This is a genomic window from Escherichia sp. E4702, assembly GCF_963883545.1.
GTDB lineage: Bacteria > Pseudomonadota > Gammaproteobacteria > Enterobacterales > Enterobacteriaceae > Escherichia.
Genome location: NZ_CAWORF010000017.1, coordinates 410,611 through 425,163 on the forward strand (window position 1 = coordinate 410,611; position 14,553 = coordinate 425,163).

The following is a 14,553-nucleotide window of genomic DNA, read 5'->3' on the forward strand; positions in this document are numbered from 1 at the left end:
CTCGCCGCCTGCTTCTTACGGTTTCCTTGCTACCGGTACATCCAGTTTTTTCAGGTCGTCCACAAAGGGAGAAGGATTCTCTTTGCTGAACAGTACCCAAACCCGATGCCGTGCGCGAGTGAGCGCAACGTACATCAATCGCCGTTCTTCGGCGTCCGGGTAGTCCTCTACCGGTGGCAGTAGCGCCTCTTCCATAATGGACTCACGCGCCACAGCCGGGAAGCCATCACTCCCCTTCTGCAAACCAACGATGATGACGTAGTCGGCCTGTTGCCCTTTGCTGGCATGAATGGTCATAAAGTCGATTTGCAGCTTCGGCCAGCGCGTCGTGGCTTTATCCAGAGTAACGGGCTTCAGATGGTGGTAACGCGCCAGTACCAGAATGCGCTCTTCGGGTTTGACATAACCAGATAGCTTGTCCAGTAAAGCGTCAAGCTGACTCTCATCCAACAAGGTGACGGCTTTTTTGTCACCATTCGTTAAGCTATTCAGCGGTTTTTTCAACTGATTAGGGTTCTGCTGAATAAAACGGTTTGCCACCTCTCCGATACGGCTATTGAAACGGTAAGTCGTGTCTAAATCACAGCGATCGCCTTCACCAAAGTTTTCATGGAAGGCCGTGGTGAGCGACATTTGCGCGCCGCTGAAGCGGTAAATAGCCTGCCAGTCATCGCCAACGGCAAACAACGTTGTCTGACTATTTTGTTTACGCAATGCTGCCAGCAAGGCCGCTCGCTGTGGGGAGATGTCCTGGAATTCATCAACCAGAATATGTTTCCACGGGCTGATAAACCGCCCTTTCTCAAGGATAGCAATCGCCTGATGAATCAGACCTGAAAAATCGACGGCATTTTCCGCTTTCAGCGCACCTTTCCAGGCTTTCAGCAACGGTGCCATCAATTTGATTCGTTTACTGAACAGATCCCGAATCTCTTCTGGCGCACTGGCAATCATTTCAGCCTGCGCGCCACCGTGCATCCGCATCAGACTGACCCAGCGATCGAGGCGAGATGCGAGACGACGCTGCAATTTTTCATCATCCCAGAAGTTGCCTTCTGGCACTGACCACTGCAGTTCTTCCATCAACCATTGTCGCCAGCCCTTCGCCTGTGCTTTCTTTTCACTACACTGCTTGCGCCACTCAGCAATAAAGAGTTCATGGCGGGCTGCGGTGTCATTTTCCAGGTTGCTGACTGTCGGTACTTTTTTGCTGCCTTGCTGAATAATATGCAGGGCCAGAGAATGAAACGTGCGCGCGGTAATCTCTTCGGTATGCAGCCGTTCGCGGATCCGCTCGTCCATCTCTTCCGCCGCTTTTCGGCCAAACGCCAGCAATAAAATTTGCTCGGGAGATGCTTCACCACGCGCCAGTAACCAGCCTGCGCGCGCCACCAGCACAGACGTTTTTCCGCTTCCTGCGCCAGCCAGCACTAACAGGGAATGCTCACCATTAACCACCGCCCGGGCCTGCGCCGGATTAAGCGGTGAAGACTCAACCTGACGGAAAAAATCCGCATATTCGTTAAGCATGGTTTCGGTATACGCCTGATTATGCTGCAACCGACTGCCTTCAATATCTTTCAGCCAGGCCTGACATTTGCGCCACGCCTCACGACAGTTATCAAATTCCTCCAGGCGATTAACCGGTAATGGCAACGCTGACAAAGCCTGACGAATTTGTTGCTGTACCCCAGTGGTTTGCTCCCGCGTCAGCCATTTATTTTCTCCAGTGCGGGCAGCAATAAGATCCAGTTGTTGCTGCAATACGCCAGCGGCAATTTCGCTCATTTCCTCGCTCCAGCGCCGCCAGTGAGCATCAAGATGATGGTGAAAACGCTGCGTCTCTGCCCATTCAGTGCCATGCAGACGCACGACTTTTTCATCAGGCAATACAAATTCCAGCTCACCCCATACCAAACCACGTTTGCAGTGAATAGCCAGTAATTGATTGAAAGGAATAAGGTATTCGTGGCGATCGCCGGAAACTTTTATCCCGGCATTGAGGATCACCGCCCGATCGTAAGGGTGCTGTGCCAGACGTTTGCCAAGAGTTGTCGCTTTCAGTTCCATGTCTCTGTAGATCCACACGATGTCATTTCTTATCAGTGTAACCGCCAGAGAAAACGTGCTCCAGCCCAAAAAAACGTTACAATTGCCGCCCATTACTGAAAACCACAGTAAAGCGAGGTTTTATGCGTACCGTTTTGAACATTCTGAACTTTGTGCTTGGCGGATTCGCCACCACTCTTGGCTGGCTGTTAGCGACCCTGGTCAGTATTGTGCTGATTTTTACCTTACCGCTGACACGATCCTGCTGGGAGATAACCAAACTGTCTCTGCTGCCTTATGGCAATGAAGCTATTCATGTCGATGAACTAAACCCGGCAGGCAAAAATGTGCTGCTTAACACTGGCGGTACGGTGCTGAATATTTTCTGGCTGGTTTTCTTCGGCTGGTGGCTATGTCTGATGCATATCGCAACAGGTATCGCGCAATGCATTTCCATCATTGGTATTCCGGTTGGTATTGCGAACTTTAAAATTGCCGCTATTGCACTGTGGCCGGTCGGACGCCGCGTGGTATCGGTAGAAACAGCTCAAGCTGCGCGTGAAGCCAATGCACGTCGCCGTTTCCAATAATCCAACATTATGGCCTTTATGCTAAGTCCTTTGCTCAAACGCTATACCTGGAACAGCACCTGGCTGTATTACGTGCGCATTTTTATCGCACTTTGCGGCACTACTGCGTTTCCGTGGTGGCTGGGTGATGTAAAACTTACGATTCCGCTGACTCTCGGAATGGTGGCGGCAGCACTGACCGATCTCGACGACCGACTGGCGGGACGTCTGCGTAATCTCATTATTACGCTGTTCTGTTTTTTTATTGCCTCGGCTTCAGTAGAGCTGTTATTTCCGTGGCCCTGGCTGTTCGCCATTGGTTTAACGCTCTCCACCAGCGGCTTCATTTTGCTCGGCGGCCTGGGTCAACGCTATGCGACCATCGCTTTCGGTGCATTGCTGATTGCCATTTACACGATGTTGGGAACCTCCCTGTATGAGCACTGGTATCAGCAGCCTATCTATCTGCTTGCTGGTGCGGTTTGGTACAACATCCTGACGCTTATTGGTCATTTGCTGTTCCCTGTCCGCCCGTTGCAGGACAACCTGGCACGTTCTTATGAACAACTGGCGCGGTATCTGGAACTCAAATCACGTATGTTTGATCCTGATATTGAGGATGAAAGCCAGGCACCGCTGTATGATTTGGCGCTCGCCAACGGGCAACTTATGGTGACGCTGAACCAGACGAAAATCTCGTTGCTGACCCGCTTACGCGGCGACCGCGGTCAGCGGGGAACGCGTCGTACACTACATTACTATTTTGTAGCGCAGGATATCCACGAGCGGGCAAGCTCTTCACATATTCAGTATCAAACGCTGCGAGAACATTTTCGCCACAGCGATGTGCTGTTCCGCTTCCAGCGCCTGATGTCGATGCAGGGACAAGCTTGCCAACAATTGTCACGCTGTATTTTGCTGCGTCAGCCTTATCAGCACGATCCACATTTTGAACGCGCTTTTACGCATATTGACGCCGCACTTGAGCGGATGCGCGAAAACGGTGCGCCCGCCGATCTACTAAAAATACTGGGATTCCTGCTGAACAATTTACGTGCCATAGATGCCCAACTGGCGACTATTGAATCAGAACAAGCCCAGGCGCTGCCCCACAATGCAGACGAAAATGAACTCGCCGACGACAGCCCTCGCGGGTTTAGCGATATCTGGCTGCGTCTTAAACGTAACTTAACGCCGGAGTCTGCACTCTTCCGCCATGCAGTGAGAATGTCGCTGGTATTGTGTGTTGGTTACGCCATCATTCAGATAACCGGAATGCATCACGGATATTGGATCCTGCTGACAAGTCTGTTTGTCTGCCAGCCAAACTATAACGCCACGCGCCACCGTCTGAAGTTAAGGATTATTGGTACGTTGGTGGGTATTGCGATTGGTATTCCTGTGCTGTGGTTTGTTCCGTCACTGGAAGGACAACTGGTGCTGCTGGTGATTACCGGCGTGCTCTTTTTTGCCTTCCGTAACGTGCAATACGCTCATGCAACGATGTTCATTACGCTTCTGGTGTTACTGTGCTTCAACTTGCTGGGTGAAGGTTTTGAAGTCGCGCTGCCTCGCGTAATCGATACACTGATCGGCTGTGCAATAGCATGGGCGGCGGTGAGCTACATCTGGCCCGACTGGCGGTTTCGCAATCTGCCGCGAATGCTTGAACGCGCGACGGATGCTAACTGCCGTTATCTCGATGCCATTCTTGAGCAATATCATCAGGGGCGTGACAACCGTCTGGCGTATCGTATTGCCCGTCGCGATGCTCACAACCGTGATGCTGAACTGGCGTCGGTGGTGTCGAATATGTCCAGTGAACCGAACGTCACACCGCAAATTCGCGATGACGCATTCCGTTTACTGTGCCTTAACCATACGTTTACCAGCTATATTTCTGCCCTCGGCGCACACCGCGAACAGTTAACCAACCCTGAAATTCTGGCGTTTCTTGATGACGCAGTTTGCTATGTTGATGACGCGCTACATCATCAACCTGCCGATGAAGAACGCGTCAATCAGGCATTAGCTGGCCTGAAACAGCGGATGCAACAACTTGAACCGCGGGCAGACAGCAAAGAACCTCTGGTCGTACAGCAAATCGGGTTACTGATTGCATTACTGCCAGAAATTGGCCGTCTGCAACGTCGGATTACTCAAGTTCCTCAGGAAACTCCTGTTTCGGTGTAATAGAATCTGCCCATTCTGCAAGCTCCTGGCGGCGTGCCACCGGGAGCGCAGCTTCATGAATACCGATAATTGCGCCTTCAAGCATGAACAGAATCTTTTCTGTCACCAGACTGTTATGCTGCCGTAGTCGCAACCAGCACATTTTCGCCCCAAGTATACGTAGCGCCCGAACATCCTTAATCCCCACTTCCCCGAGAATCGCTTCCAGGTGATAAGACATATTGGGCAAATCTTTCAGCCGTTGCTGGGTGTCGCGCGTACTTTTCTCTTTAAGCGCAGCGTCCAGCGAATATTTCGACAGCCGCACCAACTTCTGTTGATTCCGCCATAAGCTTTCATCAACCCGGTAGTAATTGAGAGTAACGGGGCGGCCACACTTTTTGTATGTCAGCCAGACTGGCGGATGTTTTACACAGTACTGTGCGCTTTGCTCACAAGCCCGAAGATACAACTCACCATCAGAAACCATCGCAAACACTGTATCGTCAACGGTCAGACTGTAACTGCCAAACAACGATCGATATTCAATAGTGCCTAACATCGATAGATATTCTTGTGACTTATAGATCCGCTTGTAGGAGAGGCTTTTCATAAAATTCCTTTTAAAATCATAATATAAAAGAATAATTCACATTAACGGATCCGTTAAATACGAAAATAGGCAACTTATTCTCAAGGGGCAAGATTAATTTAAGTTTTCAGGTCACCAACGACAAAAATTGCGAGGCTCTTTCCGAAATTTGTGTTGATCTTTGTTGTCACTGGATGTACTGTATATTCATACAGTAACTCACAGGGCTGGATTGATTATGTACACTTCAGGCTACGCAAATCGTTCTTCGATGTTCTCCTCCACAGCAAGCAAAATTGCGCGTGTCTCTACGGAAAACACTACAGCCGGGCTAATTAGTGAAGTTGTCTATCGCGAAGATCAGCCCATGATGACGCAACTCCTGCTTTTGCCATTATTACAGCAACTCGGCCAACAATCGCGTTGGCAACTTTGGTTAACGCCACAACAAAAACTAAGTCGTGAATGGGTTCAGGCAGCGGGACTACCCTTAACTAAGGTGATGCAGATAAGCCAGCTTTCCCCTTGTCACACCGTGGAATCGATGGTTCGTGCTTTGCGTACGGGAAATTACAGCGTAGTGATCGGTTGGTTGGCAGACGATCTGACAGAAGAAGAGCATGCTGATCTTGTCGATGCCGCCAATGAAGGTAACGCAATGGGGTTTATTATGCGTCCAGTAAGCACACACTCTCACGCCACGAGACAACTTTCTGGGCTAAAAATTCACTCAAATTTGTATCATTAAGTAAATTTAGGATTAATCCTGGAACTTTTTTTGTTAACCCGTAGACGCTTTCACTTGTCACTAATTTTACTTGTGGAGGCTTGTCTGAAGCGGTTTCCGCGATTTTATCCTGTAAAGTATCGTTAACAAAAAAGGTTAAACGTACCTTATACAAGTCTTTTTTTTCATATGCCTGACGGAGTTCACACTTGTAAGTTTTCAACTACGTTGTAGACTTTACATCGCCAGGGGTGCTCGGCATAAGCCGAATTTATCGGCAGAGTTACAATTGAGCAGATCCCCCGGTGAAGGATTTAACCGTGTTATCTCGTTGGAGATATTCATGGCGTATTTTGGATGATAACGAGGCGCAAAAAATGAAAAAGACAGCTATCGCGATTGCAGTGGCACTGGCTGGTTTCGCTACCGTAGCGCAGGCCGCTCCGAAAGATAACACCTGGTACACTGGTGCTAAACTGGGCTGGTCCCAGTACCATGACACTGGTTTCATTCCTAACAATGGTCCGACCCACGAAAACCAACTGGGTGCAGGTGCTTTTGGTGGTTACCAGGTTAACCCGTATGTTGGCTTTGAAATGGGTTACGACTGGTTAGGTCGTATGCCGTACAAAGGCGACAACATCAACGGCGCATACAAAGCTCAGGGCGTTCAACTGACCGCTAAACTGGGTTACCCAATCACTGACGATCTGGACATCTACACTCGTCTGGGTGGTATGGTATGGCGCGCAGACACCAAGGCTAACGTACCTGGTGGCCCATCCTTTAAAGACCACGACACCGGCGTTTCTCCGGTATTCGCAGGTGGTGTTGAGTACGCGATCACTCCAGAAATCGCTACCCGTCTGGAATATCAGTGGACCAACAACATCGGTGACGCTAACACCATCGGTACTCGTCCGGACAACGGTCTGCTGAGCCTGGGTGTTTCCTACCGTTTCGGTCAGGGCGAAGCAGCTCCAGTAGTTGCTCCGGCTCCGGCTCCGGCTCCAGAAGTACAGACCAAGCACTTCACTCTGAAGTCTGACGTTCTGTTCAACTTTAACAAAGCAACCCTGAAACCGGAAGGTCAGGCTGCTCTGGATCAGCTGTACAGCCAGCTGAGCAACCTGGATCCGAAAGACGGTTCCGTAGTTGTTCTGGGTTACACTGACCGCATCGGTTCTGACGCTTACAACCAGGGTCTGTCCGAGCGTCGTGCTCAGTCCGTCGTTGATTACCTGATCTCCAAAGGTATCCCGTCTGACAAGATCTCCGCACGTGGTATGGGCGAATCCAACCCGGTTACTGGCAACACCTGTGACAACGTGAAACAGCGTGCTGCTCTGATCGACTGCCTGGCTCCGGATCGTCGCGTAGAGATCGAAGTTAAAGGCATCAAAGACGTTGTAACTCAGCCGCAAGCTTAAGTTCTCGTCTAATAAAAAACCCCGCTACTGCGGGGTTTTTTTTCATCTGTAGTAAAGTAAATGACCTTCGCCAGTTATTCCTTACCAAGTAATGCCTGCAAATCCTGCTTCAAAGAAGACATTTTATTCGCATACTTCTCTTTGTGTTCCGCATCTTCAATCAGCTGGACAATCGTTTCGGATAGCGTTTTACCACGACGTTGCGCAAGCCCTGCTAACCTTTGCCAGACAATAAATTCCAGATCGATAGATTTCTTGCGCGTATGCTGATGCTCCGCATTAAAGTGCCGTTTTCGTCTGGCCCGAATCGTCTGTTTCATGCGATTAAGCAGCTCTGGATTCATATGTTTTTCAATCCAGCCATTTACGAGTACAGGTTCGTTCTCCAGCGATAGCAACACATCGACGGCTTCCTGGGCGGCACTGGCCTCTATGTAACGGGTGATCAACTCACCTTCACGGTGCTTCTTCACCAGATATTTCCATTTCCAACCACTTTCAAGATTTTCAAGTTGTTGATATTTCATAGCGATCTCAATGTTACCGTGTAACTCTTTACAGAATATCAGCTTTTTACCTGCTTGATGAAAAGAATCTCTGTCCTGTGAGCTTTAACGCCCATGCCGGGACTTTTGTCGGTGCTTTCTACGTGTGCTGCAGTGCCGGTTACGGTATAATCGCGCCTTTGACAACAGACTAAAAAACATCGACTTTGACCATTACGAAACTTGCATGGCGTGACCTGATTCCTGATACCGAAAGCTATCAGGAAGTATTCGCACAGCCACATTTGATTGACGAAAACGATCCTTTATTCAGTGATACTCAACCGCGACTGCAATTTGCGCTTGAGCAGTTGCTGCACGCGCGGGCATCATCCTCTTTTATACTGGCAAAAGCGCCGGAAGAATCCGATTATCTGAATCTTATAGCCGATGCTGCACGCACGCTACAAAGCGATGCAGGCCAACTGATGGGCGCTCACTATGAGATTTCCGGCCACACCATACGCTTACGGAACGCAGTTAGCACTGACGATAATTTTGCGACCTTAACCCAGGTTGTTACTGCTGACTGGGCTGAAGCCGAACAGCTTTTTGGCTGTTTGCGCCAGTTTAATGGCGACATTACCTTGCAGCCAGGACTGGTACATCAGGCCAATGGCGGCATTTTGATTATCTCCTTGCGTACACTGCTGGCCCAGCCATTGCTGTGGATGCGTCTGAAGAACATCGTCAACCGCGAACGCTTCGATTGGGTAGCATTTGATGAGTCGCGCCCTCTCCCCGTCTCTGTACCTTCAATGCCATTGAAGCTGAAAGTCATTCTGGTAGGCGAACGCGATTCATTGGCCGATTTCCAGGAGATGGAGCCAGAACTGTCTGAACAAGCGATCTATAGCGAATTTGAAGATACTCTGCAGATAGTCGATGCCGAATCCGTAAGCCAGTGGTGTCGCTGGGTGACTTTTATCGCCAGACTTAACCACTTGCCAGCGCCAGATGCCGACGCCTGGCCGGTACTTATCCGCGAAGCAGTACGCTATACCGGTGAGCAAGAAACGCTGCCACTTAGTCCGCAGTGGATCCTCCGCCAGTGTAAAGAGGTCGCTTCATTGTGCGAAGGTGATACCTTCTCTGGCGAGCAGCTAAACTTAATGCTACAGCAGCGGGAATGGCGCGAAGGTTTCCTCGCCGAGCGCATGCAGGATGAAATCCTTCAGGAGCAGATCCTGATTGAAACCGAAGGTGAACGCATCGGGCAAATTAACGCCCTTTCGGTCATTGAATTTCCAGGCCATCCACGCGCATTTGGCGAACCTTCTCGCATTAGCTGCGTTGTGCATATTGGCGATGGTGAATTCACCGACATCGAACGGAAAGCGGAGCTTGGCGGCAACATTCACGCTAAAGGGATGATGATCATGCAGGCGTTTTTGATGTCGGAACTTCAGCTTGAGCAACAGATCCCTTTCTCGGCGTCACTGACCTTTGAGCAATCATACAGTGAAGTGGATGGTGACAGCGCATCAATGGCCGAGCTCTGCGCTCTGATCAGCGCCCTTGCTGATGTCCCGGTGAATCAGAGTATCGCCATTACAGGTTCAGTGGATCAGTTTGGTCGCGCCCAGCCTGTGGGCGGTCTGAATGAGAAAATCGAAGGCTTCTTTGCTATCTGCCAGCAGCGTGAGTTAAGTGGGAAGCAAGGTGTGATTATCCCCAGCGCTAACGTTCGCCATTTAAGTCTTCACAGTGAACTGGTGAAGGCAGTAGAGGAAGGCAAATTCACCATCTGGGCAGTGGACGATGTGACTGATGCACTGCCGTTATTATTAAATCTGGTGTGGGATGGCGAAGGCCAGACGACGCTGATGCAAACTATCCAGGAACGTATCGCGCAAGCATCGCAACAGGAAGGGCGTCACCGTTTTCCGTGGCCACTACGTTGGCTGAACTGGTTTATTCCGAACTGATCGGACTTGTTCAGCGTACACGTGTTAGCTATCCTGCGTGCTTCAATAAAATAAGGCTTACAGAGAACATGGTAGATAAACGCGAATCCTATACAAAAGAAGACCTTCTTGCCTCTGGTCGCGGTGAACTGTTTGGTGCTAAAGGCCCACAATTGCCAGCACCGAACATGCTGATGATGGACCGTGTGGTCAAAATGACTGAAACGGGCGGTAACTTCGACAAAGGGTATGTAGAAGCAGAGCTGGATATTAATCCGGACCTGTGGTTCTTCGGTTGCCACTTCATCGGCGATCCGGTAATGCCGGGCTGCCTAGGCCTGGACGCGATGTGGCAGCTGGTAGGATTCTACCTCGGCTGGCTGGGCGGCGAAGGTAAAGGCCGCGCCCTGGGCGTTGGCGAAGTGAAATTCACAGGCCAGGTGCTGCCGACGGCGAAAAAAGTGACCTATCGTATTCACTTTAAACGCATTGTTAACCGTCGTCTGATTATGGGCCTGGCGGATGGCGAAGTGCTGGTTGATGGTCGTTTGATCTATACCGCCAACGACCTGAAAGTGGGTCTGTTCCAGGATACGTCTGCATTCTGATTTTAATCAGACAGAGTATATAAAGGCGAAACCTCCGCAATGCGGAGGTTTCTTTTTAAAGAGACAGAATCAGGCCATTACTACCCTGTCCGCCATGGCTTCTCGCCAGCCTCCCAGCCATTGTGACCTTTGATTCAGCGTCTGATAGGGACACATTTCTTTTGAGCGTCCGGCGATGCCGGCCTGATAACCACGTTGATGTGCCCGTTCCAGGCGATCTCGTTTTTGTCTCTTCATGCCTCGTTTCCCTCATACTGGTTTCTGGTGGAAAAGAAAACAGTGATTACTAAATGTGCAATCACAGTTAAGCAATACCGCGAATCATAACTGCCGTCAATGCGCAAAATTCACGCCACTGCCATATTTGTGAGCTACACGGGCATGTCGGTTGTACAAAAAATGTGAAGCGGAACAAGTTTTCCCATGGCTTATAAACAAAAAAACCGCCTCAGGCTACATGCCGGAGACGGTTATATTTACAAATCTTTATAATTAAGGTAGACGCTTTATCTCTTGCGCAATAGTAGCGGCTTCCTGACTCCAGACACTGGCCAGTACTTTCACCATTTCATCGTAGCCATCCTGATTCTGCACCCCTTCCACACGGAACGGACGTTTTATCAGTTGTCCCTGATGGTTTAGTAGCCACTCGCCGCTCACAATCACCTTACCATCGTAACGGCCGTTAAACTCCGTCACAGTCACATTAAGCGTGTCCTGGGTGCTTCCCAAAGGCTGGGAAGCTACGACCCAACCGGGCAGTTGCGCACTCAGGTTAGCGACCAAAGTATTGCGCAACTGTTGATCCAGCGGGCTGGCCCACAGGTTGTTATTGGCAATCACATACTTCACATCACTGGTTTGATAAACCACACCATTCCCCGCCAGATAATCAGGAACAACGACCTGCTCTACCCATAGCAGGCGGTTACCCTGGCTGGCGGTACTTTGCGTACCGCTCTGCACCACAGGTAATTGGTAATAGTTTTTGTTAATTTCACCGGAGCTGCATCCGGCCAGCCACAGTGCCGCTATCGTCACTAGCCACTTTTTCATTGTTTCGCCCTCTTCGGCTCTGGATCTTTTTTATCCTTCGCTTCAAATACCAGCGCGTTGCTCTTCTCGTTGAGCGTTTTCAGAACCGGTTGCAGTTCACGCAATACCTGATCAAGACGCTGCATATCCGCCACCATCTTGTTATAAGCTGCGGAACCCGGCTGGAAGCCCTGCATGCTGCGATTCAATTCGCGCAGTGTCGACTGCATATCCGTCGGCAACTGTTGCATCGACTGGCTGGCAAGGATCTTGTTCATACTATCCAGCGTAGTCTGCAGGTTTTTCATCGTGCGCTGACTTTCCGACAACGTACTGGTCGCCTGTTCAATCATCGGATTCAACGGCAGTTTGTTAATCTTATCCAACGCTTCCATCAGACGTTGCTGGATTTGCGCCAGACCACCGCTAACGGTCGGGATTATTTGATAGCCATTAAACTCACGCACACCGGTAATTGCCGGAGCATTTGGATAGAAGTCCAGATCGACGTACAGCGCTCCCGTGACCAGATTCCCGGTTTTCAGTGAACCGCGTAAACCGCGCTTCAGCAATTCGGCCAGGTGTTCTACCACATCAGCATTTTCACCTAACTGCATTTTCAGTCGTTCTGGTTCAATACGCACCATGACTGGAATGCGATAATCATCGTTAAAGACCTGACGCATATTCGGCGCAAAGAATGGCACTTTGCTTACCGTACCGAGACGAATACCGCGGAATTCCACTGGCGCGCCAGGTTGCAGACCGCGTACCGAATCTTTAAAGAACATCAGATAATCAATGTGATCTGTGTACAGTGAATCCTGGATACTCTTCTGATCATCATACAAAACGAATGACGTTTTTGGCGCAACCGGCTGTCCCAAATCCAACCCTTCAGGCACGTCAAAGCTGACACCACCACTTAGCAACGTCGTCAATGACCCCATCTCTACGCGCATCCCCGCCGAGGTCAGATCCACTGCTATGCCGCTATCTTTCCAGAAGCGAACGTTGCTCGTTACCAGGCGGTCATAAGGCGCATTGATGAACAGTTGATAGCTGATATTACGCTTCTGGGTATCGAAGGTGCTGGTTTCAACCGACCCTACGCGATAACCACGAAACAGCACGGGATCTCCCGCCGTGAGTTGCCCAGCTTTGTTGCTGTCAAGAATGACACGGATCCCTTTGGCATCTGGTGGGGCCAACGGTGGAGAATCAAGCAAATCATATTTTGTTTGCTTGCTGCCTGCAGCCCCCGGTTGCAACTCGATATACACACCGGAAAGCAACGTACCAAGGCCACTAATGCCTTCACGACCAATTTGTGGTTTCACTACCCAAAAGACCGTATCTTTGTGCAGCAGTTTTTCCATACCGGCGTTGAGACGCGCTTTGATTTCAACATGCGTTAAATCATCAGCCAGCGTGGCACTTTCGACCACACCGACGTCCACGCTACGACTTTTAATGGTAGTCTTGCCGCCTTCTATTCCTTCCGCATTAGCAGTGATCAGGGTAACTTCCGGCCCTTGATGACTGTAATGATAAAAAAGTACCCAAGCCCCGATGAGTGCCGTAACGATGGGAAATATCCACACAGGGGACCAGTTCTTCACTTTCTGGATTTTGGCTTCCCCACTATTAGATTCCATACTGTCAGGACTCCTCATGCTCTGGTTCAGGTTGACGATCCCACGACAAACGTGGATCAAACGTCATCGCAGAAAACATTGTCATAATGACGACTAAAGCAAACATTAATGCACCCATTGCCGGATAAATACTCATTAAGCCTCCCATACGCACCAGCGCCGAGAGCACCGCTATCACGAAAACGTCAATCATTGACCAGCGGCCTACAAACTCAACAACTTCGTAAATCAAATGCATTCTTTCACTATCACGCTTGCCGTGCCCTTTCGCATCCCAGCACAGCCAGGCTATGGCGATCATCTTTAAAGTTGGCACCATGATACTGGCTAAAAAGATGACGGCGGCAACCGGATAAGAGCCTTCGCTCCATAATAAGATAACCCCGGCGAGAATGGTCGACGGCATCTTAGAGCCTAAAAAATCGGTCACCATAATGGGTAAGATGTTCGCCGGGAGATATAACATGATCGACGTAAAAAGCAGTGCCAGCGTCCATTGCAGACTGTTTTTGCGTCGAACATATCCTTTGGTGCCACAGCGCGGACACACTGGATCATCGGCAGGAAGAATTGCCGTACAGCATGAGCAAGAGCGCAGCCCCTGGCGTATTCCCGTTATGCCCGGTTTCAGCGTCTGGTGAAGCTCTGGCATCGGGGCAATATCATCCCATAACCAGCGGCGATCAACGCACTGAAAGGCGCGTAATTGCAGCACACAAAATAAACACCAGGGAATGAAACTACTGCCCACGCCAATGCTGCCGTAAGCCATCAGTTTGACAAAACTGACCAACACACCGGCAAGGAAAATCTCCGCCATTCCCCAGGTTTTAAGCTGAAAAAGTACCCGCCCCAGTTGTTCTTTTAAACGAACTGGTATTTCCGCGCGATTAACCAACAGTAAAATAGTAATCAGGCAAAACGCGGGGACCAGTTGTACAAACAACAGGAAAAAAAGTACCGAGGCTGGCATAGTCCTCGGAAAACAGTACGCCCGGGATTTCCAGCAACGTAATCTCACTGGTTACCCCTGCAACGTTCATATTGACAAAAGGGAACAGGTTGGACAGCAGCAGCATGAACAGTGCAGCCAACGCATAAGCGGTAGGACGCTGTCGAGGGGCATCCCACGCAACGGTTAACGTTGTGCCACACCGAGGACATGCCGCCTTCTGACCATGCTCAAGGTGGGGTAAAACCACCAGCATGTCACACTGCGAACACAGGATGTGCTTCGCGGCATGATGATGTTCGCACATTG

General features: G+C 50.1%; 12 protein-coding genes and 1 pseudogene. 6 read left to right on the forward strand and 7 right to left on the reverse strand.

Features of this window, described 5'->3' with window-relative positions:
- Positions 1-15: 15 nt before the first annotated feature.
- Positions 16-2,070 (reverse strand): DNA helicase IV, encoded by a 2,055-nt coding sequence (helD, locus tag AACU94_RS11410; protein ID WP_135489492.1) that lies wholly within the window; start codon positions 2,068-2,070, stop codon positions 16-18.
- Positions 2,071-2,192: 122 nt separating this feature from the next.
- On the opposite strand from helD, the gene AACU94_RS11415 reads away from it, so the two are divergent.
- Positions 2,193-2,639 carry a YccF domain-containing protein gene (locus AACU94_RS11415; protein ID WP_032161476.1) on the forward strand — a complete coding sequence of 149 codons (447 nt, stop codon included), beginning with the start codon at positions 2,193-2,195 and terminating at the stop codon, positions 2,637-2,639.
- A 9-nt stretch (positions 2,640-2,648) separates the two neighbouring features.
- The gene (yccS, locus tag AACU94_RS11420; protein ID WP_135489457.1) at positions 2,649-4,811 is read left to right on the forward strand and encodes a YccS family putative transporter; all 2,163 of its coding nucleotides are present in this window, start codon (positions 2,649-2,651) and stop codon (positions 4,809-4,811) included.
- On the opposite strand, the gene sxy is transcribed toward yccS, so the two are convergent.
- Positions 4,774-5,403 (reverse strand): CRP-S regulon transcriptional coactivator Sxy, encoded by a 630-nt coding sequence (gene sxy, locus AACU94_RS11425; protein WP_130222097.1) that lies wholly within the window; start codon positions 5,401-5,403, stop codon positions 4,774-4,776. The two genes, yccS and sxy, sit on opposite strands and share 38 nt — an antisense overlap.
- Positions 5,404-5,620: 217 nt before the next feature.
- On the opposite strand from sxy, the gene sulA reads away from it, so the two are divergent.
- Both sulA and ompA read left to right on the forward strand, forming a co-directional pair.
- The gene (gene sulA, locus AACU94_RS11430; protein ID WP_064528402.1) at positions 5,621-6,130 is read left to right on the forward strand and encodes an SOS-induced cell division inhibitor SulA; all 510 of its coding nucleotides are present in this window, start codon (positions 5,621-5,623) and stop codon (positions 6,128-6,130) included.
- Positions 6,131-6,486: 356 nt separating this feature from the next.
- Positions 6,487-7,539, forward strand: coding sequence for a porin OmpA (gene ompA, locus AACU94_RS11435; protein WP_064528817.1), 1,053 nt, complete (start codon positions 6,487-6,489; stop codon positions 7,537-7,539).
- 74 nt (positions 7,540-7,613) lie between these two features.
- On the opposite strand, the gene matP is transcribed toward ompA, so the two are convergent.
- Positions 7,614-8,066, reverse strand: a complete 453-nt coding sequence (matP, locus tag AACU94_RS11440) for a macrodomain Ter protein MatP (protein WP_135489458.1) — start codon at positions 8,064-8,066, stop codon at positions 7,614-7,616.
- 185 nt (positions 8,067-8,251) lie between these two features.
- On the opposite strand from matP, the gene AACU94_RS11445 reads away from it, so the two are divergent.
- Complete coding sequence (locus AACU94_RS11445; RefSeq protein ID WP_135489459.1) at positions 8,252-10,012, forward strand: AAA family ATPase; 1,761 nt, start codon at positions 8,252-8,254, stop codon at positions 10,010-10,012.
- Positions 10,013-10,080: 68 nt separating this feature from the next.
- Positions 10,081-10,599, forward strand: a complete 519-nt coding sequence (gene fabA / locus AACU94_RS11450) for a bifunctional 3-hydroxydecanoyl-ACP dehydratase/trans-2-decenoyl-ACP isomerase (protein ID WP_000227926.1) — start codon at positions 10,081-10,083, stop codon at positions 10,597-10,599.
- A 69-nt stretch (positions 10,600-10,668) separates the two neighbouring features.
- Here the strand turns inward: fabA and rmf are convergent, their stop codons facing one another.
- The 4 genes and pseudogenes from rmf to pqiA all read right to left on the reverse strand — a co-directional run bounded on the left by rmf (position 10,669) and on the right by pqiA (position 14,551).
- On the reverse strand, positions 10,669-10,836 hold the full coding sequence (gene rmf / locus AACU94_RS11455; RefSeq protein WP_000828648.1) for a ribosome modulation factor: 168 nt from the start codon (positions 10,834-10,836) through the stop codon (positions 10,669-10,671).
- A 255-nt stretch (positions 10,837-11,091) separates the two neighbouring features.
- Positions 11,092-11,655, reverse strand: a complete 564-nt coding sequence (gene pqiC / locus AACU94_RS11460) for a membrane integrity-associated transporter subunit PqiC (RefSeq protein ID WP_130222099.1) — start codon at positions 11,653-11,655, stop codon at positions 11,092-11,094.
- Entirely contained in the window at positions 11,652-13,292 is a 1,641-nt protein-coding gene (gene pqiB / locus AACU94_RS11465; RefSeq protein ID WP_130205377.1) for an intermembrane transport protein PqiB, read from the reverse strand. The genes pqiC and pqiB overlap by 4 nt, the downstream gene beginning before the upstream one ends.
- 4 nt (positions 13,293-13,296) lie before the next feature.
- Positions 13,297-14,551 (reverse strand): annotated as a pseudogene (pqiA, locus tag AACU94_RS11470) (membrane integrity-associated transporter subunit PqiA).
- Positions 14,552-14,553: the final 2 nt, after the last annotated feature.